The following is a 26,353-nucleotide window of genomic DNA, read 5'->3' as shown; positions in this document are numbered from 1 at the left end:
CTGGCCGTCAACGCTCATACTCGGTGCTGTGCATGTACGCCGAGCAGTTCGTCGAGGTCCGCCAGCGTCTGCATGGTCGCTTCAGCGTCGGCGGCGGTGAACGCGTCGCCGACGGCTTTCCTCAACGCGGGACCGGTGAACCACCGGACGACCTGTTCGTCATGGTCGTCCCAGAAGGCGTTCGCCAAGCGCAACGCGCCGGCGCGCAGGCGAGTCGAGTAACCCAGCAGGTCCAGCAATGCGGCTGCCGCGGCCGGCTGCCGCAGCGCCGCCGCCCACTCGTCCAGATAGGGGGTGAGGTCGTCCTCTGCGTTGGCGATGGCGCACAGCACTGTCTCGGCGTCGGGGAAGCCGGGGTAGGCGGCGAGGGTCTTCCGCCAGAAGGCTCGCAAGAGGCCGCGGACGGCCGATTGCTCGTCGGCGGCCCAGTTCGCCCACTCCGCGATGCGCAGTCGGCCGACCAGCGGTTCGAGGTCAGGCCAGTTGAAGCCGCTCGTGCATGCGATCTCGAAGATCCGGGGAAGGTAATGGCGGAAGTCGGCGACATCGCCGACGGTGAGCAGGACGTGGTCGGCATAGGGCCGGAGCGTATCGACTGTCAACGCGTGCAGCGGAACGGGGCCGAGCAACCGCGACGCCTCCGCTTCGGTGAGGCAGCACGGGCACCAATTGATCGCGGTCGGCCTCGGCACGGGCGCGAACACGGCATACAGCCGGTCGATCGCCTCCGCCAAGGGGTCGGGTGAGGGCATTCGCCGACTATAGGGCGAGGGCAGGTCTCACCCGGAGGGCCGCCCGGGTGGTCGGACTGCTTGACCTGGTCGGCCTGCCGGACGACTTCGCCGGCCGCCCTGTGCAGGAGCTCGCGGTTCTCGAACAGTGATCTCGTGATGGCCTGGGCGAGTTCGGCGTCCATGGATTCGTCCCCCAACAGCAGGTGGAGCACTCCACCGTGGCCACCGCCTCCGCTCGGCCGTAGGTGTGGGCGGCATCGACGGGTCGGTCTTCGAACAGTCGAATGTCGCAGCCGTACGATACCGTCGCGCCAAACGATCGTTTGTATGTATCCTCGCGTACCGGACCCGAAGGAACCCCGTGACCGATCCGACCGCCTCCCGGCATTTCGGCATGCCCGTGCCCACTGCGATCGCCGACCACGATCCGAGCCTGCTCGCCTATTGGACGGGCGGGAGCGAGGACCTGGTCGAGGCGCATCTCAACATCAACTACGCGTACTTCGGCGCCGTCGACAAGTCCTTGAGCGGCTTCGTGGTCGTCGACGATGAGGGCGACGACTACACGCTGGTGGACGTGCGCGGCGGCGGGCAGGTGTGGTGGCAGAGCCACGAGACCCGCGACCTGGAGCTCCAGTTCGATTCGTTCGCGGATTGGAAGGCGTTCAAGCGCGAGGTCGAGGAGGCCGACGCCGACGAGAACGACGGCCGCGACCAATGGGACATTCGAGAGGCGTGGGGCACGCCGAAGGAGGTCGAGCGCGACGGGACGGCACCGACCTCGACGGAACTGGCGGACCGCTACCAGTGGCTGGTGTGGTTCCTCGCCCAGCCGCTCATCCATGAGGGAAGGCCAACGCAGCAGGCAGAGGATTTCGCCTCCAGCGGAGCCGGGCACTACATGCGCCTCTGGCCGAACCCCGAGGCCGAGCGTCGGGCCTTCGAGGCGGAGCTGCCGCTGACGGCCGTGGACCCGCATCTTGCCGTCTACTGGTTGCTGCACACCGGGATCCTCGCTCAAGACGAGTACCGCGCGCGGTTGCTCGCGGTGCTCGACGAGCGGGAGCAGCCGGAACTGGTGCAGTCGTTCCGGGCCGTCTTCGGGGAACTGGCATTGGACGGGGACGTGCCGGTCGTGCCCGACTTCCGGGAGCGGCGGGCGCTCGTGCAGCAGTACCGCTGCGCCCCCGAGTACGGCGAGCGCGCATGGGCTGCGCTGCGGGCCATGGTGATGGACCCGAAGCATCTCTCGATCGGGCGCGCCAGCTGGGTCCTGCACGCGCTCGACAATGAGCTCCTGGACGAAGGCGAGGTCATCACGTCACTCGTCGGTGCGCCGGTCACCGCCGGTACGGAGCTCGTCCGGGCCGAGATCGACCGGCGCGCAGGGAGGGAGTCCAGCGACCATGCCTCCACTGCAATGCGGATGGCACTCGCGAGCGAGGACGACTGGCCCGCCCGGTTCTGGGGATTCGACCACACGTTCAAACTCGTTGAGGATGCGGGCCTGCTCGCCGAGGCCGGTGCGCTCGCGCTCGGCAAGGACCCGTACGTGCGCATCGGCCTCGACATGCTCGCCCGCGCCCATGAGCTCGGGGCGGACGACGCGGTGCTGACCGCTGTCGAGTTGCTGGGTCGCAGGCCGCTGGCGGAGGCTTCAACGGAGGTCCTCAAGGCGCTCAAGGAATCTCCTGAAGCGGGCCGCGAGATCCTCGGAGCCGTCGCCGATCCGGAGGTCGCCGAGGTGCTGGCGCAGCGGCTGCTGTGCCGTGCCGACTTCGACAAGCTCGACGCCGCCGCGGTCGAGTGGGCCGTCACCACCACGCTGGCCGGGAGCCATCCGGACCGGGTCGAGCTCGCCGGGCGGGGTCTGGAGCAGCTGCCGCTCGACGCTCTTGCGAGTGTCGTCAAGGTTCTCGGCGATTCGGTGGATGCCGTGGACAGTCCGCTGGTACCGGTCCTGGCGCGGATCCTGGAGCGACTGCCCGAGCCCGACGCCGGGGACTTCCTCGCGGGGATTCAAGCCGACGACGTCAAGCAGGCCGTGTTCCGCATCCTGTTCCCGTTCGCCCACGAACCCGTGGTGTTCGACGCGTTCATGAGGCTGGCGGCGGAGCCCGCGCCCGAATCCACGATCGAGCAACTTTGGGAGAAGCTCTTCAACCCGTTCGAGGAGAGCACGTATCTGCTGCCGCGTCTCACCGACGAGCAGGCCGAGCGCGCCGCGCGGGCGATGATCGGGACCATTCTCGAGCACCCCGGCATCCAGGCGCGGAACACGGCCGGCCATCAGCTCTACCGGTTCCATCACCTCGGCGCGCAGGATTTCCTGCTCGCCGCGCTCACCGAATACGGGGACCGCTACGCACACGCCACGCCCGGCGGACGCGAGCTGAGCCACGGTCAGACCGAGGAGAGCCAGCTTGAGAGCGTCGTCGACAACCTGTATTCGGCGGTCGCGAAGCTGAAGACGCCCGAGTCGCGGGCGGCGCTCATCGAACGGCTGTGGACCGAGCGGCGCAGCATCTGGCGGATGGGCAACGCCATCGGCGACATCTACTCCCCCGAGGTCCACGTGGAGGTCATGCGGCGACTGCGCGAGACCCGCGACCACTTGGCGGCCGCCTACTACGCCTACGCACTCGACGACCACGTCGAGAAGCGCCACCCGAAGGTGAAGCTGCTCGCCGAGATCGCCACTTGGCCGCTACCGGAGGAGCCGGAGGTGCGGCGGCAGTTCAAGTACGCGCTCATCGTCGGCATCGAGGCCGCCTTGGCCGCCAAGGAGTTCGAACTCGTCCGCACCGCATGTTCGCTCGCTGAGTCCATGGGTGACGAGGCGATCGAGCCCGATGCCCTGGTGCGGCACCGCGACTGGACGAATCCGCTCGATAAGGACGAGACCAAGCGCGCGCTGGAGCAGGTGCTCTCCGGGGAGGCGGACGCGGTCCGCAGGCAGCTCGTTCAAGCTGGAGAAGCCGCCAGGGCCGCAGGGGAACCGCTCGTCAAGATCACCGACGAGGAGCTTGAGACCCTCGCCGGGTGCGCCGTCGCGCGCAGGCTGCTCGCCGACAAGGGCACCGGCGAGATCTGGTTCCTCGACACCGAAGGCGAGATGCACGCCTTCGACGGGTACGCCCTCACCGAGCCGCCGTTCCGGATCGAGCCGCTCGGCTCGGAGCAGACCTCGGCGTTCCTGGCGGGCGTCGAGAAGCGGACCGAGCACGCGGTCCTGTGGGCCAAGGGCGCGCAGGAAGTCGCCGACCTCGCCCGTTACGGCGAGCGGATCGCCTACCACTGGGGCGTCAACTGCGGCAGGCTCGACGGCCGCGGCCTCGTCTTCGACGGTTCCGAGTCGGCCGCCGCCGCCTACGCGCGGCTCAAAGCCACCGCCGAGGCGGCGAAGTTCACCGAGCGCGAGCCTTGGTACGTGCCGGGCACGGGCGCGGTCAAGCGCCGCTTCCACAAGCCCGGTGGCGACGTCGCCGAAGCGATGGCGTTCGACCCGGCGACGTTCGTCGTCGATGCAGCGAAGGCTCGCGAACTGGGGCAATGGGAACTGACGGCCCAGCGCGACGAGGGCTACGCGCTCTCGGTGATCGAGACGACCACTTGGGACGGTTACAAGGTTCGCGAAGACCTGACCGTGGAGGAATGGATCAAAGCCAGGATCCGCCACGACGGGCAGAGCCCGGCATGGCATGTGCGGTCGTTGAGTGAGATCGCCGATTACCTCGGGTCGCACGGCTTCGCCGAGGGAGGACTGTCGTCCCTGGCCGTCGAGATCGGCTCGGGCGCATCGGAAGCCGAGATCGCCGCGTTCGAGGCGGGCCGTGAGCACCCGATCCCTGAGCAGTTGCGGGAGTTCTGGTCGCAGGTCGGGCATGCGAGCTGGTCGCTGAACGGGCGGGGCACGCGGATCCTCTCCCCTGCCGAGTCCATCGCCCGCCGCTCCGAAGTGCGGGCCGCGGGCGCGGCAATGGTCGCGAAGCTCCCGCCGCACGTGGCCGAATCGCTCCTGCCGGTCGCCGCGTCGCTGGACGTGCTCTCAGTTCGGCCCGACGGCGAACCGGATCTGGCGTTCTCGGCGGTGCCTCGGTCCGCAGAGGACGACCGAGTGTTCGTACAGCTCGGCGGGAACCTCTCCGACGCCTGGTGGGAGAGGTCCTTGTCGTGGATGTTCGCGGTCGGCGCCCTTACGGCGTTCGCGGAGGCCGTCGTCGCGGCCGCACCCGAGACGCGGATGCTGTTCGGCGGGCAGGCACTCGGAGCAGGGATGTCGGTGCGGCGGTTCGAGGCCGATACCAAGAACGGCCGCAAGTTCTGGGAGGTCGTCACCGATCCCGGACTGGACTTCGTCGCGACCCGCTACGGCACGCTCGGTTCCGACGGGAAGGTCGACACCAAGCGCTACGCCGACCCGGCGAAAGCCGGGAAGAAGGCGGCGAAGCTCATCGCCGCCAAGGAGAAGCAGGGCTACCGGGAGATCTCGGCGTGATCCCGGCGCAGGCGCTACTGAGACGATCGCGGTGTGGAACCCCGCGGCGGCGACCCGGTCGACGCTGATCACCGGCCAGCCCTTGGCATGACCCGGAGGCCCCGGCCGCCGCACGGGCCGGGGCGTCCCGATCGTTCACCGGCCGCCTCCCGAAGCCGCGTGCGCCTAGAATCCTGGAAGGTCTACATCTGATCGGTGAGGAGGCGGCGGCGCAGTGGCAGGCGATGCACGCAAGAGGACCGATCAGGAGCGCAAGCGCGTGCTGCAGCGGAATGCCGAACGCGGCCCCACGACCACCGGAGCGGCGGGCACGCTGCTGCCGCCGCGTGCGACGAGCACTGGAACGCTGCGCAAGATCCACGAGGAGGCGCTGCTCCAATTCGGTGCCCGCGGGTACCACGCCGTCTCGATCCGCGACCTCGCCGGTGCGGTGGGCATCCACCCGAGCACGGTCTACTCCCACGTCAAGTCGAAGCAGGAGATCCTGGCGCAGTTGATCCGGATCGGGCACGAGGAACAGGCCCAGCGCCTCACCCGTGCCGTGGCGGAAGCCGAGGACGACCCGGTCGAGCAGATCACCGCGATGGTCGCCGCGCTGGTGCGGCTCCATGCCGACTATCCGCTGCTCATGCGAGTGTCGAACCGGGAATTGGAGGCGCTGGCTCCGGAGGATCGCGAGGCGGCGTACGCGGCGCGGGTCCAGGCCGAATCCGCCGCGGTGGCGATCATCGAGCGTGGACGGAAGCAGGGCCTGTTCGGTGATTTCGAGCCCGTGCTGGGGATGACCGCGTTGGGTTCCATGGGCATCCGAGTGGCCGAGTGGTGGCGCCCGGAGCTGGGGATCGACGTGGACGAGCTGGCCGAGACGTACGCGAAGTTCGCCCGCAAGGTCCTGAGCTGACCGGGAACGGCTTCGGCGTTTCCACGAAACGATGGACCATCCGCCTGAAACCATGATCCGCATCCCGCTTGCCGCTGCTACTCGAGGTGCGAGGCGCATGCTGACGCCCCGCAGTTCCTGCGCCGAAAAGGATGATGAGGACCTCCATTCCCTGGAGGCGAAGCGAGCCTGCTTGCCGTCGCGGTGACCTCCTTCGACGGGAGCAGGACCGGTCCTGTCACCGTTGCGCGGCAGAATCACCCCATGTCCGACACGACCGGCCGCGCGCTCGCGCTGCTCAATCTGCTGCAGTCCCATCGCCACTGGCCCGCCCCCGAGCTCGCCGAGCGCCTCGGCGTCACGGTACGGACCGTGCGCCGGGACGTGGAGCGGCTGCGCGGGCTCGGGTACCGGATCGACTCCACGGTTGGGGTGCACGGCGGTTATCGCCTCGAAGCGGGCGCTTCGCTGCCGCCGCTGCTGCTCTCCGACGAAGAGGCGGTCGCGATCGCGATCGGCCTGCGCCTGGTCGCGGTCGGGCGCCTGCAGCGCGGGGCCGAGTTCGCGCTGTCGGTGCTCGCCAAGCTCGAGCAGGTTCTCCCGACGAGACTGCGTCGCCGCGTGAGCGCCCTGGCGCCGGGACTCCATGGCGTGCACGGTGGCGGCGGGATCTCCTCGGCGGTGCTCACCGATCTGGCGCTGGCGTGCCGCGACCGGGAGCGCGTGCGGCTCGGCTACCTGCCCAGTGGTGGCGCACGGCAGGAGCGGCGCGTCGAGCCGCAGGCGCTCATCCCGGTCGGCGGGGACTGGTACCTGGTGTGCTGGGACCTCGATCGCGCTGACTGGCGGACGTTCCGGGTCGACCGCCTGGCCGCCGTCGAACCGCTGCGGGTCGGGTTCGCACCACGAACGCTGGCGCCGGAGCGGGTGGACGAGCTCATCGCCGTGGTGCGGACCTGGGGGCCGCGCGCGCACGAGGCGGTGGCGGTGGTCGACATGCCGATCGAGCGGTTCAATGCCGCCTTGGGCGAGTGGGCGCGGGGCGCGACGCCGGACGGTCCGGAGCGGACCCGTTGGCCGGTGGGCGGATCGAGCGCCCGCGACGTCGCCTACGGCCTCTCGTGGCTGCCGGAGGGTACCTCCTACCGGGTCGAGCTCGCCGACGCCGACCGGGAGGAACTTCGGGAGTCGTTGCGGCGCATGCTCGCGGCGCTGGACCGGTAGCGGTGCGGGCCGCCGGTCCAGCGCCGGCGCGTCAGCTCGCAGTCCTCGGATCGGTGAGCGCGCTCAGCGACTCGTGCAGCGTGGCGTTGATGTACTCGAGTTCGGGTGTGGTGAAGCTGCTCCAGTCCTCCGCGGGCGCGGCGTCGTCGGCCGGCCACTCCCCCGCCTCGTCGCTCGACCAGTCCTGGACCGCTTCCGGGTGGTGCCGGTAGACCCACCACAGGTTCGCGGCGGGGTCCTGGAATCGGGCGAGGGTGTCGCCGAAGAAGTCGGTGGGGCGGGTGAGCACGCGGCCGCCGCGCTGCTCGGCGCGGGCGAGCACCGCGTCGACATCGTCCACGTAGACCCGGATGAGCGCGGGCGTGAACGGCCAGTCGGGCTTGCGGTCCGCGACCGTGAGCAGTGAATCGCCGACGCGCAGTTCGGTGTGCAGGAGGAGCCCGTCGGTGTCGAAGGTGCGGGCTTCGGCGACCTCCTCGGCCTCGAACACCTCGATGAGGAAGCCGACGAGATCGGCGGCGCCGTCGGCGATGATGAACGGGTTCACGGTGTTCGACCCTGCCGGGACGGGAGGCATTGCGGTCATCGCTGGTCCTTTCGCGTACTGGTTGACCTGGCCATGGTCGCCGTGAACCAGGTCGGATCCTGTCCGCGTTCGGGAGGATGGATTCGCGGCCTCGTTCGAGCCTCTCGTGCCAACGCTCAAGTGCACCGCCCGCAGGCTTCCCGGGACGACTCTTGACGATGCCGGCGCGCCAGGCCGGAGGGAGCGTGAGGAGGGATTCGTCGGGCAAGGGCTTCGGTACTTGTTCGAATGGGGTTCGATCGCCGTGTCGTCAGGCCGGGTCGGGCGGGTAGTGTGCGGTCGGGCGGGGCGGTCCCGCCCTCGACATGACTTGCGGCGAGGGTGTCGCAGAGAGGGAGGGATCGCGGATGGGCCGTGACGGTGGCGACCTGATGGAGTGTGCCGGGGAACGGGCCGGTGCCCGTTGAGCGGCGCGCTGCTGTGGGGCTTGACGGGTCTGGCACTGCTCGACTCGGTCAACACCGCCACGATCTGGATCGTCATCGTGATCCTGCTGGGCGCCAAGCGCCCCGCGCCGACTGGTTGGGCTTTCATGCTCGGGGCGGCCGCGTCGTTCCTGACCTTCGCTCTGATGTTCTACTTCGGATTGACGTTCGCGGACTCGGTGCTGGACGGGTTCACGTTGTGGCTGCGCCGTCTGTTGTTCTTCGGCCTTGCGGTGGCGCTGGTCGTGATGGGTGTGCGCAGGCTCAGGCCTCGCGAGCGCAAAGGCTACACGTTGCCGCCGTGGGTGAACGCCTGGAGCGCACTGCCGTTCGGGGCGCTCGCCACGGTCGGCGACCTCCCCAACGCGTTCCCGATGGTCCTGGCCGTCGAACGCCTCATCGAGGCCGATGTGGATACCCTGGTCGCAGTGGTCGTCCTGGTCGGCTACACCCTGGTCTATGCGCTGCCTTCGGCGCTGATCCTCGCGGCCGGTCTGGCGTTCAACGAGGAGTTGCGCGAGCAGCTCCAGTCGATGCTCAACGGCCGCACCTCCGGGACCGCCGAGCCGAGTCCGAAGGCTGCCGCGGCCTGCTTCGCGGGGGCCGCCGCGAGCCTCGCCACCCTGTTCCTGTGGGTCGGCTGAACCGAACGGGAGACGTTCGGTCCCCTAAGGGACGGGCGCACCGAAGACGGCGCCCAGGCGGGGGTGTAGGGATCGAGATAACGCCGTCAGCGGGCAGCATTGCACGTCATAGCCCTATTCAGGCCACTGCCAGCGCGAGGCGACGGTCCCCCGCGACACGCGGCTGACCGCTAACGTTCGGGATGTCACCCCGAACGCCCCGCAGCTGGAACCGAAGGACGAACCATCATGGAGCAGACGCAGTACCGCGGCTTCGATCCCGATCTCGACGCACGGCCGGTGATGCACTCGCAGTACATTCGCCCCGGCGAGGAGCTCCTGTTCGCGGTCGGGGTCTCGCCCGCGAACGCCGCCTACGACGTGCGGGGACGGGAGCGCGACGGGAGCCCGAAGCGCTTCGTCCTGTCCGCGTTGAAGACGACGCTGGTCACCACGACCAAGGTGACCGCCAAGCTGATCGAGATCTACCTGCGCCCGTACTTCACTCCCGAGCTGGTGCGCAGACGTGTCGTGCCGGTGACCGTCTCCGGTCCGCGATCCGACTGCCGGGCAGCGTCGCTCGCCGACGCCGCGCGCAGGAAGACCGGCGTCTGGATCCTCACCGACCGGCGCTTCGCCTTCGTCGAGGTGCGCGACGACGACCGGCGGGAGACGGCCCCCGAATCGACCGAGGACCGGCTCGGACTGCTGAAGATGGACTTCGACCTGCCCGGCAAATGGTCGCCTGACCAAGAGAACCGGCAGCTCGGCCCGGTGACGACCATCCCGGCGTTCGAGCTGTCCGCCGATCGGTACTGGGACCGCGGCCGGGACCGGCGCAAGCCCAAGGGATCCGTCGAGGGCGTTTTCCATCTCCTGGAGTTCCCCGACGGCTCCAGCATCGCCTTGGGCGTCGACAGCCCGGTCTGACAAGCGGCAGCCCCGCCACTCGAGTGAGAGGCGGGGCTGCACCTGGCGGCCGGCCCGCATCCGGCGACATCGCGTTCGCCGACGGACTCTCGAACATGTTGTCCTGGTAGGCCCGGTACTTCGAGCCGGGTCACGGCGACGGCGTCGTCACCGTGACCGCTCGCCCAGGATCTGCCGTCCCGGACGGTTCACGACCGCAGCGAGCGGATGTCGTCGGTGATCAGCGCGGCCAGTCGAGATCCCCAGGCGCGGTGGGCACGGTCGCTGACGACGGTGACCACGCAGCGCGGGCCGTACAGCGTCATGGTCACGGCCAGCGGGCTATTCGGGCTCAGTGGTGGTATGCCGGAGAGCCCGGTCATTCGTGCCGGTCCCAATGCGAGCCTTTCCACGTGGCTCCGCACGCTGCTGCAGAGCAGCGAGGAGTAGTACGGGGAGTCCGCATAGCGACCGAACGCCTCATTCAGCAGGTCGCGGCGCCGAGGCCGGGAGTCGACCAGCGACGCCTGGGCCTGCGCCCTCCTCTTGAGTTCGTCCCGTGCGGTGCGGGAAACCGCCGCCGACAGCCGCTGCAGCGGCCCGCCGCGGAGAGGGAACGGCAGCCTGACCGTCGCATAGTGGTTGCCCAGCACGCCCTCCCGGCCCCGGCCGCGGACGTCCACCGGCACCAGCGCGCACGCCGTCGGCAGCAGCGGAGCCCGGCCCACCGCTCCGAGCTCCCGCAACGCCCCGGCAGTAGCGCTGAGGAGGACCGCATTGGTCGAAGCCCGACCGGAGGGCAGCGCACCGCGCGCCGCCTCCATCTCAATGCCGTCCAGCTCGCTCCATGACACTGCCCGGTCGGAGTCCACCCGGCCGTGAAACGGCAGCGGACGGGCCATTGGCAGCAGGTCGACAAGAGCGCGGGCCTTGTCCGCCAAGGGCAGACGTGCCGCCGTCTCGAGTGCGCCGGCACCGTTCGACGGCCGTGCTGACGAGTCGTCCCCGTCAAGCAGGGACCGCATCAGCGTCATCAACGAGACACCGTCCAGCAGCGCATGGTCGGCGAGCAGGAGCAGCGCGAAGCCGCCAGTGCGAGGCAGGAGCAGCAGTCGCCAAGGCGGCACTGCCGAAGGCAAAGGCAGTGCGATCAGACTGGCGACGACTGCGTCCAGTTCTCCGGTCGAGCTCATGGGAGCGGAAGGCGCCGCTGAGACGTGCTGGTCCATGTCGTCGTCCGCTCGCGGCGCCCAATGGGGCCACGAATCGCCGCCCGGCGCCGTTGCAGCCATCAGCCTGAGTCGCTCGAATCCGCTCCAGCGGGTCCTGACGCGCCCGCGCAGTTCCCGAAGCGTCGGGCAGGGGCCTTCGAACCAGGCGAGCAGCCCGCAGGTCGTACAGGTCCCGCCCTCGCTCTGCCTCCGGTGCAGCCAAGCGTCCACCTGCGGCATCGGTATCGGGACGGCGACCGAGCTCAATTGCCCGCCTCGCTGATCGCTCGGGCCACGATGCCCGCACCATCCTCTCGGGCCAGACGTCGGGCCAGCGCGGCCGACCGTCGGGCGAAGACCGACTCGCCAGTGGCCCGGCGCAGCGCCACCGCCAAACGCTCGGCGGTCAGGTCGCGGTACGGCAGCGCCGCAGGGGCCGTTCCCATCCGGATCAGATGGGCGGCCCACCACGGCTGGTCGGTGAAGACCGGCACCGGAATCGCCGGCACCCCGGCCCGCAGGCCCGCCGCCGTCGTCCCCGCGCCCGCATGATGCACCACTGCGACCGTCTGCGGCATCAGCCAGTGATGGGGGACGGACCCGACCGTGATGACGTCATCACCTTCCACAGTGAGTCCGGCCCAGCCGGATTGGACCACGCCGCGCAGACCCGCCAGGCGCAGCGCACGCTTGGTGAGACCCGCCAGCCGCTCCGGATCTCCGAGCTTCATGCTCCCGAACCCCACGAACACCGGCGACGGACCGGAGGAGAGAAAGTCACGCAGACGAGCCGGCGGCTCCCAGGCCGGGCACTCGTGCGGCCACCAGTAGCCGGCCACCTCGAGGCCGGGACGCCAGTCTTTCGGTCGGGCCACTACCGAGGGGCTGAAGCCGTGCCAGATCGGCCACCGCTCGCGCTCGCGTTCCAGGCGCATGCGCATGCCGCCGAGTCCGGAGCGACCGAGCCTTCGCCCGAGGTGCCGGTAGACGCCGGCGGACAGCATGTCGAGGCCGGCATTGATGGCCCTGCCGCGCTGGCGGTTGAGGCGGCTCGGCGCTCGCAACGCCATGAGACAGGGCGAGAACGCGGCTGTAGGGGTATCCGGCTGCAGGAACACTCCCATGCTCTCGACCCCGTGGTGCCGGGCCACGACTCTGCCGATCGGCGCTGCGATCGAGGACAGCAGGATCAAGTCGGCCTTCGGGTCTGCCGCCGAAAGGATCGCATCGGCCAAAGCCACGGCCGCCTCCCCTGCGACACGGACGAACCTGAGCAGCGCGCCGGGAGACCATCCGCCACGAAGACTGTTGTGGACACCCATGAGCGCCTCGAACGGGTCCGCCGCCATCGAGTGCACCTGGAGCCCGCAGCAGCCGGCCGATGCCGCGAACTTCGCGTGCACCACGAGCTCCACCTCGTGTCCCTCCGCCAGCAGCCGGTGCCCCAGACCGGTGTAGGGCGCGATGGATCCGGTCGTACCCGCCGTGATGATCTGGATGCGCATGCTCCCCGTTCCTTCCTGCCGCCCTCTATGAACAACGAACGCGCCCGTTCCCCGATACGGCGCAGTTCGCACGCGAAGCTCCCTCGACAATCCAACGGCTCAGTCCGTCAAGCGGATCGTTGCGGGCTTCTGGTCGTTCGGCGCGACGGTCCGCCCCGGCCTGCGGATCCGGGAGCTTGTCGCCGGTCTGGAGGTCTGGGGCGTAAGAGGCCGTACAGCCGCAGCACGAAGTAGATCGCGCCGCCGACCATCAGTTACGTCACGGCCCCGCTCACGGTGCGGACCCCACCGCCGGACCGCCCCGATCGGGCCGGTTCGGCCCGAACTGAGCGATCCGGCTGGTTCGCCCTGCGACCTCCTAATTCAGGGTGAAGCTGATGAACCGGGGCTTGTAGATGCTCGGGTCGGTGTAGTGGGACCCCTCGGCGGTCATTCGGCTGTCGAAGGTGTTGACGTTGTACGACATGACGAACCGGTTGCCTGAGCTCAGCGTCGCGTGGATGTGCGGGTTGTAGGCGAAGATCCGCTCGTCGTAGTACGGGACGCCGAACATGCCGGTCTCCGGCATCTGGTAGAGCAGGCTCTGGTTGGTGAAGGGCCCGGCCGGCGAGCACGAGGTGTAGGCGTACACCTTGTTGCTGAACCCGACAGTGGAGTCCTGGCTGACCAGGAGGTACTGGCCGTTCCACTTGGTTACCGAGTACTCGTTGGCGATGCCGTTGAGGCCGATGCCGGTGTCGGATTCATAGGCGGTCCAGCCGTTCGCGGTCCAGAACTGCCATTTCTCGGTGGCGCCGATGTCGCTGCCGTGGACGCGGGCGATCCGCTGCTTCTTGTCGGTGGGGGCGTCGGCGAGCCCGTAGATGTAGGTGTAGCCGTCCCCGGACTGGCTGGCCGGGAGGAGCGCCGAGCCCCACGCGCCCGCCTGCGAGGGCAGGGCCTCGACGCGGATCGGCTCGCTCAGGTCCGACAGCGAGAACGTGGCGACGACGTTCTGGTCGAACCGCCAGTCCCAGTCGCCGTCCCCGAACCGCAGGTACTCCTGGAAGATCACCTGGAGGTAGTCGGTGCCCCCCTGGCGGGAGATCATGCCGTCGCCGAGCCAGTACCAGTGGTTGGCCTCCGGTGGGGGCATGATCGCCTCGGGGTTGGCGGTGGTACCGCCCTGGATGGTCGAGAACGTGCCGCCTTCCTGTCTGACGAAGGTGCTGTTGATGAGCGGCGCGGTGACCGGTCTGGTGCCGTCGTCGTTGAGCGGCCCGAGGAACGTGTCGGAGAACAGCCACAGCAGGTCGCCGTCGGGCAGGCGCACCGAGTAGGTGGAGTCGCCGCCGGTCCAGCCGTTCGGGGTGTCCTCGGCGTAGTCGAGGAACTGCTGCTCGGGTGCCACGCCGTCGTCCTGGAGGTTGCTGACGGTCAGGTTCGAGAGGTTGCACGACGGGTTGTCGAGCGGGACCAGGGCTCTGACGCGGAAGCGGTACTCGCGGCCGTCGCCGTCGGCCTCGACCGAGTTCGTCTGGAGGTCGGTGCGGGTGGCGATGAGGGTGACGACCATCGGGTAGGCGTAGTCGGTGATGGTGATGACGTTGTTGACGGCGGGGTAGACCGCCCGCGCGGCGTAGGGGTATTCCGAGAGGGTGCCGGGGCTGCCCTGCGGTGACCAGACCATGGCCACGTACTCGAGGTCGTCGCGGTCCTCGGTGGCGATGGTGAGCTCCGACTGGTAGCCGTCGGTGGGGTCGCCGGAGTTCTGAACGGCCGAGAAATCGAAGTAGGCGGAGCCTCCCGGTTCGATCATGGCCGTGTAGGTCTCCTGGGTGCCCATGGGGACGGCGCGGGTGGTGCGGTAGGGGCGGTAGTCGCCGAGCAGGTGGTCGTCGGTGCGGGAGTCGCCCATGAGGAAGTCGCGCCACACGGTGCGCTCCAGATCGGCGTAGCCGTAGCCGGCCATGGGGTTCGGCGGGGCGCCGCCCTGCTCTTCCGCGAGGCGGTAGTTCGCCACGGAGAAGCCGAGCAGTGTGGACGGGATGTCGAGGCCGTACCCGGTGAGGACGGCCTTGATCGCGGTGATCGGCGTCGAGTCGTGGTCGCGGATGTGCTCCCAGGTCTTGCGGACCGCGTTCATGCTGCCGGTGGTCTCGTTCATGTAGAACGCCAATAGGAACGTGCTGTACTGGCGCGAGCTGCCGAGGTCGTCGGCGGCGTTGAGCGCGCGCCCCGGGTCGCCGAGGAACTCGGAGATCGAGTCGGCGTACATCATCGCGGCGGTCGGGTTGGCCGGGTCGTACGGCTGGAGCCGGTAGGACATGAGCGCGGCCCACTCGGCGGTCGACTCCATCCACCAGTTCATGGTCTTGAAGTCGCTGCCGCCCATCCAGTCCCGGACGTAGGCCCAGCTGATCTCGCCGGTGTCGTCCCAGTACTGGTACTGGACGATGTGGAAGAACTCATGCCGAGGCAGGTAGTCGTAGTTGTCGCTGTCGTCCAGGCCCGGGTCGGAGGGCAGGATGATCATCGGCTGGTCGTTGGCGCCGAACGGGAGCGCGAACGCCCCGCCGTTGAACCAGCCCTCCTGGGTGTCGTTGAGGCCCACGATGACGGCCCACGGTCCGTCGCCGGGGTCGACGTCGTAGCCCATCTCGCGGTAGGCCGACTGGGCCTCGGCGATGGCGTTGACCATGTCGACCACCGCGTTCGGGCGGCCGTTGGGGCCGGCGGCGGCGGGGACGCCGCGGGTGTCGCCGGGGTTGTCCTTGATGTCGTAGAGGAACACGAAGTCGCCGACGAACGCCTGGCACTCGTAGTCGTGGAAGTTGTAGTTGTAGGAGGAGGCGCAGTCGTCGGCGGCCGCGGTGGCGGCCTCCTTGATCGCGACCGGCTCGACCCCGAGCGACTCGGCGGTGATCTCCTGTCGCACCGGGCTGTTCTCGGCGGCGAGCGCCGAGCTCCAGCCCGCTTCGGTTGCGGCGGGAGCGAACTCGGCGTCACCCTCGTCGGTGAACGCGTCGAAGGCGGCCTGGTCCCAGGGCTGCGGTTCGGAGACGCCCTGCTGCTGCAGCTCCTCCGTCTCCGCTGCGGCCCCGGTTGGGAATGCAGGATCAGAGGCCGCCCCCGGAGGGGCGGCCTGGGTGGGCTGGATGACCAGCATGCTGACGAATACCGCTGCAGCGCAAGCGATCGGAAGTCTTCTCAAGACTGCCCTCCGTCCGATGGTATCGATACCAATGAGTATGGCAGCGATCGCCGCATTCGGATAGAGCTCAGTGGAGGAGAATTCCGTGCCCGCCGCTGGACGCAGCTCAGGTCGTCCCTTACGGTTACCGTTACAGCTATGCGCAGCGCCGTGCCGACAACGGCGCAGCGCCCCGACGTTCTGCGGGATCTCATGGGACACAGGACGCTGCAAACGACCCTGAGGTACTGCAGGGTCACTGAGAAGCGGGTGCGCGGCGCGGTCGCCCGGCAAGAGTCGTCCTACTCCTCTCCCTGCACGACCACCGCCAAGCTTCCCGAACTGTAGTCACTGGACCCTCGAATTCCCGAAGCCGTACCTCGCCTACGACCCCGCGAGCAACGAACTTCGCATGCTCGACGCCTTCGGCGTCAAGGACCGCGTCTTCGGCGGGCCGGTCGGCGAGCGCGTGGGTGGGCAGTCGCCGTGTCTGCTCGGTGATGGCCAAGTGGTTTGCATCGCTGCCACGCCTTACCGAGTGGACTCGAGAGCAGGGAGCAGAGCGGCGTGAGGGTCCTCCTCGTCTGAGAGATCCTCACGCCGCCGTGTCAGTGCCTTCTAGGAGGCCGTTCCGGTCACGGTCGAGCCATTCTTGGTCACCGTGTAGGTGACCGAGTCGCCACCCCAGAAGTGGTACGTGATCGTGACGGGCTCGCCGTCCCTGATCGCGTTCACGAACTGCTCCGGAACGGTGATCGTGCCGCCGCTGTAGTTCGGCAGCCAGCTCACGTTGGACTCTTGGTACGGGGTCCAGGAGGCGGGGCCGGCGTTGGAGCCGTCCGCGTAGTGGGCCTCCATCTGCTTGATGTGGTCGCCCTTGAACTGGGTCGGGATGACCAGCGAGGTCGTCCCGGTCGCGTCCGAGAGGACGGGCGTGTCGTAGCTGATGACGTTGATGCGCCACGGGACGCCCGCCGAGAAGCGCGCCTCGATCACCGCCTTGGTGCCGTAGGCGCGGTCGCCCGCGAGCCGGGTGAGGGTCGCGGCCTTGAAGGTGAGCGTGTCGCCCGAGAGCGTGTAATCGGTGCCCTCGACCAGCTTCGTGTCGCCGTGCCACAGGCCCGTGAACTCGAGGCCGTTGCGGTTCAGCGTCTGCGACACATCGGCGATGGTCCCGGCCTTCTCGAGGTAGATCCGGTCGAAGGAGGTGGAGCCCGAGCGGGTGGTCCAACTGGAGGCGATGCGGTCGGCGATGTACTGGTCGCGCCACTGGAGGGTGTTGCGGTTGAGGAACTGGCCGGCGTCCCAGATCATCGTTGTGAACTGCTTGTCGCGGGCCTCGAACTGCATCTCCTCGAAGAACTTGATCATCTCGCCGTACTCGACCACCTCGGGACCGGTGTAGCCGTAGTTCAGAATGGCCCACTCGCCCACGATGACCGGGATGCCGTTCGCAACGAAGGTGTCGTGCGTCCGCTGGAAGGCGCCCAGCAGGTCCGCCCGGGAGACTTCCTCGTAGGTCGGGTACCCGGCGGCGTTCACGGAGAACGGCCAGAAACCGTAGTAGTGGATCGTCGCGCCGACCATGTCGTCGTTCAGGCCCTCGATCATCGCCTTGACCGGGTCGAGGCGCTCCTGCGCGGCGTTGGTGTTCAGCGTCGGCAGGATCAGCAGCCGGTCGGCGTTGCCCCCGCCGGTGCCGCGGACCACGTCGTAGAAGGCGCGGTTGAGCTCTTCGTTGTACGGGTCGCCCGCGTCGTTCTCGGCGCCCACGAACTGCGGCTCGTTGTTGCTCTCGAACGACAGCTCGGCGGGGTAGTCCTTGAAGCGGGTCGCGATCTGCGTCCACATCGCCTCGAACTTCGCCATGACGTTGTCGTGGTCGTTCGGCAGCTCGTCGAGCCACATCCACGAGTCGTGGTGGAGGTTCAGCATGACCTGGAGGTCGTTCTCCAGGGCCCAGTCCACGACCTGCGCGACGCGCTCCATGCGCTCGGGGGCGATTGTGTAATCCGGTGCCGGGCCAGTGAACTCGTCCCACGTGACGGGAAGGCGGATCGAGTTGTACCCCTCGGCCTTGTAGGTCTGGAGCAGTGCTTCGGTGATCATCGGGTTGCCCCAAGCGGTCTCGCCACCCAGCGCGTCGAGCGTGTTGCCGATGTTCACGCCCGGCTCCATAGCCGCGACCTGCTCCATCGCGTTGTCCCACTGAGAAGGTCCGCCCGTGGGCGTCTCCGTAGGCTCCCCGACCGTCCCGTCGCAGAGGCGGCCGTTGAGGCGGTACTCGGTCGGGTCGGTGTTCGCACCGGACCACGAGCCGGTGAAGCCGAACGAGGTCGAAGCGCCGGTGGCGATCTTCTTGTTGTAGCCCAGGCTCTCGGCCGTGGCGGTCTCGCCCGAGGCGGTGTGCTTCGCGTTCCACATGTCCGTGACGCGCTGGCCGTCGGGCCAGGACCATTCGAGGCTCCAGCCGTCGACCGGCTCGCCGAGGTTGGTGACCTGCACGTCGGCGATGAAGCCGCCTGGCCACTGGCTGGTGACCTCGTAGTCGACCTCGCAGCCTTGGGCCGCTTGAGCGCTGACCGCGCCGAGGAGGCCTGCGGAGAGTGCGGTGACGGCCGCGGCGGCGATCACGCCGAGGCGCAGGCGCCGTCTGTGGTCAGTGGTTGGACTCATTCAAGACTCCTTGCCAGGAAAGGGGATTGTGCGAGGGCCAAGGATCGGGTGCATCGAGATATGTAGATGTTGGCCCGCCGAGAGTACGGTACGCAAACGCCATGGTATTTGTCAACCAATGAAACGAAAGAAAGCATGATCGAGGCTTATGCCCGTGGAAGGCAGGCGACACTGCGCATCAAAGCGCCCGATTTACGGCGTTTTGACGGGACCTGAGAAGGATGTGACTATCCTATTTGTTGCTGGATCTAATTAATCACCATGGATTCATGAATGTCGCGGGATGAAGCCGAGTTCCTCGAGGAAGGCGTGTCCTTCATGCGGCGCAGATCGCTCCTCACCGCAGCACTGGCCGCACCGCTGTCCGCCGCGGGCGCCGTCGGCGCCCTCCGCTTCGGCGCCGACCAGCTCATCGGGTCGGCCGGGTTCTTGCTGACAAAGTACGAGGGCGGGCCGGTCTGGTAGACCAGGTACCACTCGTCGCGCGGGGCGAAGTAGAACAGCTGCGGCGCGGCCGTGTACCAGCCCCTCAGATTGGGGTTGTCGCTGAGGAACCGCTGCGGTGCGCTGCCGGCCTGGGACCAGTCGGAGAAGCTGGTCATGACCATGCTCCAAGCGCCGTTGCCGTCGGCGGTGGTCATGTACACGATCCACTGGCCATTGCAGCGGACCACCGTGAGGTCCTTGACCGCGACGACGGGATGGTTCGCGTCGGGCTTGGGCCCGATCAGCGGCCCGGTCGAGGACCACTGGAACGAGGTTGTGAGGTCGGCCGCTTCGATCGGCGGCGATTCCTGGGCTGTGGCGGGTTGGGCCGCCGCCGTCGCGGTGGTGATCATCGCGACGATCGCGAGCGCCGCCAAGGCGATCCGCGAGGTGGGTGGGGCTGCCTGCCCCGGGGTGGGGATCGGACGGGGAACCGGGAAATCCGCCCCGCGGGAAGGGGGGTGTCCGGGCAGGGGCGGCGAAGTCACTGAGGATTGCGACGGGTCCGGTTGTATCGACATATGCACATTCCTGATCTGATGCGGAGTACGGTACGCAGCACGTATCGAATTTGTCCACAGATGAAACTACTTCCTGCGCAGCGGAGTTCGATGGCGCTCGCAGTAACGGACAAGAAGGGGCAAATATCTTTCGGCGTCGCAGGGGTTACCGTAAGTCCTGAACAAATCGAGGGGGATCGGGATGGAGCAGACGTCGGCTTCGGCGACCAAGGAGCCACCGGCGCGGGCGGCGATGACCGGCCTGGAACGCAGCACGCTTCGCGAGCTGCTGATCCGCGGCCCGCAGACCCGCGCGGCGATCGCGCGGGAACTCGGCATGTCGCGGGCCAGCCTCACTCGTGTCACCCGCACACTCATCGAGCAGGGCCTGATCGGGGACAGCGCGGTGGAGCTGCGCAGCGCCGCCGGTCGGCCCGGCGAGGTCCTGCGCATCCGTCCCGAAGGCAGGCGGTTCCTGGGCGTCAAGCTCACCGGCGACCGGCTGTTCGCCGTCGTCACCGACCTCACCGCGCAAGCCCTCGCCGAGTACGACGAGCCGCTGGCGTCGCAGAGCGTGGAGCAGGTTGTCGGGCAGATCGGCGCCGTCCGCGAGCGCCTCGCGGGCGAATACCCAGACATCACCGCAGCCGGGATCGGCCTTGCCGGCGACGTGGCATCGACCAACGGGCGCCAGATCGTCCTGGAGTCGCCGTTCCTCGGGTGGAGCGACGTGCCGCTGGCCGACCTCGTGAGCGAGCGCCTGGGCATCCCCACCACCGCCGAGAACGACGTGCACGCCCTGACTGCGGCCGAGCACTGGTTCGGCGTCGGCGCGGGATACGACTCCATGGTGCTCATCGCCATCGGCGCCGGGATCGGCGTGGGGATCGTCGTCGACGGCAAGGTCGTGACCGGCACCAGCGGCAGGGCCGGGAGCCTGGAGCACCTGCTGATCGACCCGGTGGGACCCCGTTGCGAGCACGGCCACCGCGGCTGCGTCGCAACGTACCTCCCGAAGCCCGCGATCGTGGGAGCACTGCGCACCCCGGGTCTGGACTACGCGGCCGTCCTGGATCTCGCGCGAAGCGGGGACCCCGCCGCCAGGCAGGCGTTCCGCGACGCCGGGCACGCGCTCGGCGTCCTGACCGCGACAGTGGCGAACTTCATGGATCCCGAGAAGATCGTCATCACCGGCGACGGCATCGCGGTGGCCGAGCTCGCGCGCGGCGAACTCGACGCCGCGATCGCGATGTACCGCCGCCGCCCCAACGACGCGCCCGCCGCACCCGACATCCAGCCGTTCGACTTCTCCGAATGGGCGCGGGCCGGAGCCGTCCTCGCGATCCGCGACTTCCTCAAATTCTGACCACCACCCGACAAATACGGACGTGCTCGTCAAGTTCGACGGCGACACCTGGATTCATCGACCTACAGTGCAACATTGCAGATTCTCTACACCCTCCACAAGGGTTTCGTGCTCTCGGTTCGCCCGGCGCTCGTGGCGGTTCCGGATGGCGCGCACGGCTTCCTTTGGGGGTGAAAGCGAATGGCTCGCCGAAGGACGCTGGCGCCAGCACCGCTCGCGGAGCTGCTGCTGGACGTGAACGCGGCGTTGCACGGCCAGTTCTCGGTGACCAGCCACGACCTGGATCGTGTACCGCCACCAGCGCCGACCGGTCATCACCAAGGGGGCCGACCTGATGGACGCAGCACTCCAGGAGGAACACCTGGATCCTCAAGAAACGTTTTGACTCCCAAACCAGGGGCCCGCACAAGCGGCGCCTTCGTATCTGTGCACGAGGGAGACTTGAACCCCACGGCCGACCACACCGCCCCGTCCAGGAAGTACTGTGCCCCATCGGGGTTCGGATCTCCAGCGGTCTCGGAGAGCTGCCAGGCGGTGTCTTCCGCTCGATTGGCGCCAAGAGGCCCGTCAGACGCTCTCGCTCGCCACCGCACGCTCGCCGTTTGAAGACGCCCGCCATCAGAGCGAACGCATCATCGAGCCCCGACCTCCACATCGAGATGCAATCCGCAACTCGAGGGTGATGAACACCTTGCAGTGCAATGGATTACGGGTGTCCTGCTAGGCAATAGCTTCCCCTCAGAGACCATCCTCGCGCCGCACACGCCCGTCCGGTTCCTCCTCGCCGCCATGAACCGCGACGAGACCGCCTTCACCCAGGCAGCCGTCTTCGACCCCGACCGGGCCCGCACATCGCATCACGTCGCCTTCGGCGAAGTCATCCACTCCTGCGCCGGCGCTCAACTCGCCCGCTTCGAGATCGCCATCACCCTCACCACTCGCCTCCCCCGCGTCCATCACGCGGGGCGCCGACCCGGCGCTCCGTCATCCTCTGCTCGAACGAAGCCCCGCCCGCTCCTTTGTGCCTTGTCGTGCCTCTCTCGTCCCCGCCAAGCTCGATGCGGAGCCTTCATGGCGTTGCGGCTGTTGGTGATCGCCCACGACGGCCAGATGAGGGGTCGACTGCTTCCCGCCGGTTTCCCGCCGGTGAAACGCCTCGAAATCACCACTTCCTGCTGCTGTACTTGGCGTACGAAAACGGCGGCGGCCTCAAGCCGCCACTACGGAATGGAGCGAACATGCGAAGTCTCGCCAAGGCAGCGGTCGCCCGCATCATCGGAGGCAAAGTCACCGCTGGCCGCTGGTACGTGGCCTATTACACGGAGTAAGAATGAGTTCTGACGGTCGCGGTGCCGGCGCAAATCCGGTGCCTGTCTCCACAAGCGGTGCAAGGGGATCTGTTCAACCCCTTCCGGGACCGGCGCCGCGGCCGTTCGGCCTCCCTCCTGACGACTTCGACCGCGACCCGGTTGCGTCCCTGGCCCGCCTGCGGGGCGAATACGGTGACGTCTACGCCTTCGGAGCAGGCAAAGTCGCGCTCGCCCGACCCGAATGGGCGCGCTGGGTACTGGCCCACACCAATCGCGAGACCCTCGTCGACCCGCCCGAACCGCCCCGCGCGGTCCAGCGCCGGGGTCTCGTCCGCGACAACGTCGAGACGTGGATGGCCACCAAACGCACCGCCCAATGGCACCGCCTCGGCCGCGACATCGCCGAACGGACGGTCCCGGGCATCCGTCTGCACCTCGAACAATTCCTCGATCGCGCCGAACACGCGGCCATCCGCATGCGCGACTGCGAGCGCGTCCTTCTCGACGCTGCCGGTGCGATCTTCATCCGCGATCTGGAAGGCGATCTGCGCGCGAAGATGATCCGCGCGGCGGCCCTGCTCATTCCCCAGGGCATGTCCTCGATCGCACCGCCCGCCTGGCTCTCGCTGTGGACGCACCGTCGAATACGCGCGAACGACGCGATGATCGAGGCGCTCCTGGCGCACGTCGCATCGCGCCGGGCGTCCCGCAACCCCGATGAACCTCCGTCGGACCTCCTTGACCTGCTCCTCGACGCTCGCGACGACGACGGTCCGGCGTTCACCGATCTTGATGTGGCGCAGACGCTCTCAATCAACCTCGGAAACCTCTACACGGTCGGCGGCGCCGGACTGGCGTGGCTGCTCGCAGCCCACGGCGCACACGACTTCGCCAGGCCCGAGACGACCAGCCGCGAGGACTGGGCGCGGGCAGTCGTGAAGGAGACCCTGCGGGCCTATCCACCGGTCGCGCTCACCAGCCGGGTTCTGGTCGAGGACAGGGAGTTCGGGGACTACACGGTCTCAGCCGACAACTCGGTCTTCATCAGTCCTCTGCTGTTCCACACCGATCCCCGCTGGTGGCGCGAGGACCCGAGCCGGTTCGATCCGGCACGCTGGCTCGCCGACAAGGTCCACGAGCCGCACGCATACCTCCCGTACGGCGCAGGCCCCCGGATGTGCACCGGCGTGCACATCTCCAACGCCGTACTGGAGACCGCGGCCGACCTGCTCGACGGCAGGACCGTGACGTCGCGTTCGGGACCGATCAAACCACAGTGGGACGCGATCGCCAGACCCCGCCGGTTCCGCGTTCGAGTCGGCCGCGACGAGTCGGCGAGGCATCGAGTTCGTCCGTAGGGCGCTTTCCGATTCGGGGGATGCCGTCGACGCCGCGGACACGGTTGGTGTCGGTGCTCCCCGGCGTGTCCTCGCCTTCATTGAGCCGCAGAGTCATGCGGATGTCGTGCTCTGCCCCGTCGCGTTCGTAGTGCGGCCGGTAGGGGAGCCGGCGTCCGGCGCGGAGGCTTAAAGCTCAGGCAGTTCACGGCGGGGGCTCCTGGGGGCTCAGGGCACGAGCCTGGTCACGCCGGGCGCGGGACGATCTCCGGGTCAGTGGCGCAGTCGGCGAGGAGCTGGAGCGACACCGCCTCACCGGCGCGGTGGCCGGTCTGACGGTGGATCTCCATGGCCCTGGTCGCCCGGTCGGCGGCTTCGGCGAGCCGTCCGGCCCGCAGGTCGATCTCGGCGAGCACGTTGAGCGCCCGGCCTTCCAGGAACCGGTACTCGGCTTGCCGGGCCAGCTGCAGTGCCTGGACGGCAGCGTTCTCGGCAACGGGGGCGTCGCCGCCGCGCAGCAGCGCCCCCGCGCGGCCCACCATCCCCTCGACCCGGTGAAAGACGGTGGCGTCGTGCTCGGTCATGGCGAGCACGCGGTCATAGAGGTCGACCGCCTCCTGGTGATCGCCCGCGGCGTCGAGGGCGGCGGCCAGGGTGACCATCGCGGCGGCTCGGATTCGGTGGTCGGCATCGCCGGTCCGCTCCGCGACCACCTGGCTTGCGAGTTCCAGGGCCTCAGCAATCCGCCCCGCGGCCAGCAGGAGCCGTGCCCGCGCCCCGGGGATGTCGCTGGTCCTGTCGATGCTGACGCTGCTGCGCTCCAGGTCGGCGGCCTCGTCGAGATGGGCGGCCGCGAGGTCGAGGCGCCCGCGGTGGATCTGGATCTCGGCCAGGTGCGTCAGCAGGAGCAGGCGGATCGGGTCGTTGTCCGCCTCCGTCGCGAACTTGAGCGACTGTTCGAGGTAGTCGATGCCCGTGTCGAGTTCTCCCATGAGGGAGTGGAAAAGTCCGATCAGTTGCAGGTTCGAGCCCTCGGAGCGACGCTCGCCTATCGCCCGGTACGCACGCAACGCACCGTAAGCGTGGTCCAGTCCGTCGCGCATCCTGCCTTGGCGGTAGCAGGCCATCGCGGTGTTCCCTTCGCTCGCCGCGGCGCCGGCGGGCCAATCGGCGCGGCGAGCGAAGTCGGCGGCGTCGCGCAGGTGGTCGACGGCCTCCTCGAGCAGGTTGGAGCGCATCAGCGCGCAGCCCAGCGCGAGCGCTGACGAAGCCATGCCGAGCGAATCTTCGGCGTCTGACGCCGCAGCATAGGCAGCCCTGCTCATGCGAACGCCGTCATCGCCGAGCATGTGGAGCCACACGTATCCGCGCAGCACATCGGCCAAGAGCCAGGTGAACCGCGCCCGTCCGTGCGCGGCGGCGAGTTCCACGGCCGCGATGAGGTTCTCCCACTCGGCCTCCAGCCACTGCGCCGCCTCCGCCGCCGTCGGCTCGAAGGTGTTCCCAGTGTCGGGAAGGGGCAGGCTGAGCATCGCGGGGTAGAGCGCCGCACGGCACGCGGCGGCCGCGTGCAGGTACCAGTCGAGCAGCCTGTCGAGGGCGGCGTCGCGATCGGACTGCGACACTTCGGATTCGAGGAGTTCGACCGCGTACGCGCGGATCAGGTCGTGGAGGCGGTGGCGGCCAGGGCGGCCGTACTCGACCAAGTGAGTGTCCGCAAGGGATCGAAGTGCCCGCACGGCATCCGCCTTGGTGCCGCCGTGGAGCCGCACGGCCGCAGCCGTGTCGAAGTCGGGGCCGGGGATGACGGCCAGCAGCCGGAACAGCCGAGCCGCGTCGGGTTCGAGCGAGCGGTAGGACCAGGAGAACACCGCCCTGAGGTCCATCGACGGCTCATCGATCGCGAGCGCGTCGAGCCGCGAGGCGGCCAGCTCGTCGGCGACGGTGCCCAAGGGGAGATCGGGCCGTGTCGCGGCCCTGGCACCGGCGATGGCGAGGGCCAGCGGCAGTCCCGCGCACGAGGCCAGCACCCGTTCCGCCGCTTCGGGTTCGGCCGCGATCCGAGCCGTCCCGAGCTGACGCTCGAGCAGCGCGGCGGCTTCGGCGGTGTCGAACGTCCCCACCTCGATGGACGCCGCGCCGTGCGACGCCGCGAGCCCGACGAGCCGGCGGCGGCTGATCACCACGGTGTGCACCTGGGCGCCGTCCGGAAGCAGCGGCCGCACCTGCTCCGCGTCGCGGACGTTGTCGAGGATCAGCAGGCGGCGCTCGCTGCCGATGAGGGTGCGGTAGAGGGCCAGCTGGGCATCGGCCTCGGTCGGCAGCCGCTGTGGCTCCACGCCCATCGCGCCGAGCAGGTGGCGGACCGCCTCGGCCGGCTCCATCGCGATCGCGCCTGGGGCGAAGCCGTGCAGGTCGAGGTAGAAGCGCCCGCCTGGGAACCGGTCGGCGGCGCGGTGTCCCCAGTGCAGGGCCAGCATCGTCTTGCCGACGCCCCCGGTGCCGGACAGGATGACAAGCGGGCTCGACGCCGCGTCCGCCGCTTCGTCCAACGTCGCGAGGCTCGCACTGCGGCCGGTGAACGCGGTCGTGCCCGACGGGAGCGTCATCGGTGCGAGGTCCCGCGCCGTGGGTTCGTCCGGCACTCTGGCCAGCATCGCCCGGTCGGCCTCGTCCAGGTCCAGCGCTTCGATCAGCAGCCGCAGGGTTCGCGGCTGCGGCCGGACCTTCCCTGACTCGATGTCACGCACGGTCCGCGTCCCGACCCCCGATTTGAGGGCGAGCTCCTCTTGCGTCATCATCGCCCGCAGCCGCAGCTGACGGAGATTGGCGGTGGCTTTGGACAGGGGGTCGGCCATGCGGCAATGATAGGCCGACCGGGGAGGCTCCGCTGTCGGCTCAGGCGGCGAGG

General features: G+C 68.8%; 16 protein-coding genes. 7 read left to right on the top strand and 9 right to left on the bottom strand.

From position 1 onward, the window contains the following. Positions 1-14: 14 nt before the first annotated feature. Positions 15-752 carry a hypothetical protein gene (locus JHY01_RS09715; protein WP_205325435.1) on the bottom strand — a complete coding sequence of 246 codons (738 nt, stop codon included), beginning with the start codon at positions 750-752 and terminating at the stop codon, positions 15-17. 343 nt (positions 753-1,095) lie between these two features. Between JHY01_RS09715 and JHY01_RS27685 the strand changes: the two genes are divergently transcribed. From JHY01_RS27685 to JHY01_RS09700, 3 genes are all read left to right on the top strand, one after another. Then, complete coding sequence (locus tag JHY01_RS27685) at positions 1,096-5,232, top strand: WGR domain-containing protein (RefSeq protein WP_205325434.1); 4,137 nt, start codon at positions 1,096-1,098, stop codon at positions 5,230-5,232. Positions 5,233-5,446: 214 nt separating this feature from the next. Continuing rightward, complete coding sequence (locus JHY01_RS09705; protein WP_205325433.1) at positions 5,447-6,133, top strand: TetR/AcrR family transcriptional regulator; 687 nt, start codon at positions 5,447-5,449, stop codon at positions 6,131-6,133. A 243-nt stretch (positions 6,134-6,376) separates the two neighbouring features. After that, positions 6,377-7,336 carry a YafY family protein gene (locus JHY01_RS09700; protein ID WP_205325432.1) on the top strand — a complete coding sequence of 320 codons (960 nt, stop codon included), beginning with the start codon at positions 6,377-6,379 and terminating at the stop codon, positions 7,334-7,336. Positions 7,337-7,367: 31 nt separating this feature from the next. Here JHY01_RS09700 and JHY01_RS09695 read toward each other — a convergent pair whose 3' ends face one another. Then, entirely contained in the window at positions 7,368-7,922 is a 555-nt protein-coding gene (locus JHY01_RS09695; protein WP_205325431.1) for a glyoxalase/bleomycin resistance/extradiol dioxygenase family protein, read from the bottom strand. A 403-nt stretch (positions 7,923-8,325) separates the two neighbouring features. Between JHY01_RS09695 and JHY01_RS09690 the strand changes: the two genes are divergently transcribed. Together JHY01_RS09690 and JHY01_RS09685 are read left to right on the top strand one after the other, a co-directional pair. Continuing rightward, positions 8,326-8,991 (top strand): GAP family protein, encoded by a 666-nt coding sequence (locus JHY01_RS09690; RefSeq protein ID WP_205325430.1) that lies wholly within the window; start codon positions 8,326-8,328, stop codon positions 8,989-8,991. Between the two features lie 228 nt (positions 8,992-9,219). Continuing rightward, positions 9,220-9,900 carry a hypothetical protein gene (locus JHY01_RS09685; protein WP_205325429.1) on the top strand — a complete coding sequence of 227 codons (681 nt, stop codon included), beginning with the start codon at positions 9,220-9,222 and terminating at the stop codon, positions 9,898-9,900. Between the two features lie 188 nt (positions 9,901-10,088). Here the strand turns inward: JHY01_RS09685 and JHY01_RS09680 are convergent, their stop codons facing one another. The 5 genes from JHY01_RS09680 to JHY01_RS09660 form a co-directional block, all read right to left on the bottom strand. Continuing rightward, the gene (locus tag JHY01_RS09680) at positions 10,089-11,330 is read right to left on the bottom strand and encodes a wax ester/triacylglycerol synthase domain-containing protein (protein ID WP_240192597.1); all 1,242 of its coding nucleotides are present in this window, start codon (positions 11,328-11,330) and stop codon (positions 10,089-10,091) included. Between the two features lie 23 nt (positions 11,331-11,353). Further along, positions 11,354-12,595 (bottom strand): glycosyltransferase, encoded by a 1,242-nt coding sequence (locus JHY01_RS09675; protein ID WP_205325427.1) that lies wholly within the window; start codon positions 12,593-12,595, stop codon positions 11,354-11,356. Between the two features lie 358 nt (positions 12,596-12,953). Further along, a complete protein-coding gene (locus tag JHY01_RS09670) occupies positions 12,954-15,743 on the bottom strand; it encodes a hypothetical protein (protein WP_205325426.1) in 2,790 nt (929 codons plus the stop codon). Between the two features lie 642 nt (positions 15,744-16,385). Beyond that, positions 16,386-18,443 (bottom strand): cellulase family glycosylhydrolase, encoded by a 2,058-nt coding sequence (locus JHY01_RS09665; RefSeq protein WP_205325425.1) that lies wholly within the window; start codon positions 18,441-18,443, stop codon positions 16,386-16,388. A gap of 248 nt (positions 18,444-18,691) precedes the next feature. Next, positions 18,692-19,306, bottom strand: a complete 615-nt coding sequence (locus tag JHY01_RS09660) for a non-reducing end alpha-L-arabinofuranosidase family hydrolase (RefSeq protein WP_205325424.1) — start codon at positions 19,304-19,306, stop codon at positions 18,692-18,694. 325 nt (positions 19,307-19,631) lie between these two features. Between JHY01_RS09660 and JHY01_RS09655 the strand changes: the two genes are divergently transcribed. Then, positions 19,632-20,795 (top strand): ROK family transcriptional regulator, encoded by a 1,164-nt coding sequence (locus JHY01_RS09655; RefSeq protein WP_205325423.1) that lies wholly within the window; start codon positions 19,632-19,634, stop codon positions 20,793-20,795. 738 nt (positions 20,796-21,533) lie between these two features. Here the strand turns inward: JHY01_RS09655 and JHY01_RS09650 are convergent. Next, positions 21,534-21,752, bottom strand: coding sequence for a hypothetical protein (locus JHY01_RS09650; RefSeq protein ID WP_205325422.1), 219 nt, complete (start codon positions 21,750-21,752; stop codon positions 21,534-21,536). A gap of 409 nt (positions 21,753-22,161) precedes the next feature. On the opposite strand from JHY01_RS09650, the gene JHY01_RS27680 reads away from it, so the two are divergent. After that, positions 22,162-23,463, top strand: a complete 1,302-nt coding sequence (locus JHY01_RS27680; RefSeq protein ID WP_205325421.1) for a cytochrome P450 — start codon at positions 22,162-22,164, stop codon at positions 23,461-23,463. 224 nt (positions 23,464-23,687) lie between these two features. On the opposite strand, the gene JHY01_RS09640 is transcribed toward JHY01_RS27680, so the two are convergent. Further along, a complete protein-coding gene (locus tag JHY01_RS09640; protein WP_205325420.1) occupies positions 23,688-26,300 on the bottom strand; it encodes a tetratricopeptide repeat protein in 2,613 nt (870 codons plus the stop codon). Between the last annotated feature and the right edge of the window lie 53 nt (positions 26,301-26,353).

The sequence above is a fragment of the Glycomyces sp. YM15 genome (assembly GCF_016918015.1).
Classification (GTDB): domain Bacteria; phylum Actinomycetota; class Actinomycetes; order Mycobacteriales; family Micromonosporaceae; genus Glycomyces.
This window is presented reverse-complemented; position numbering and strand designations above follow the sequence as displayed.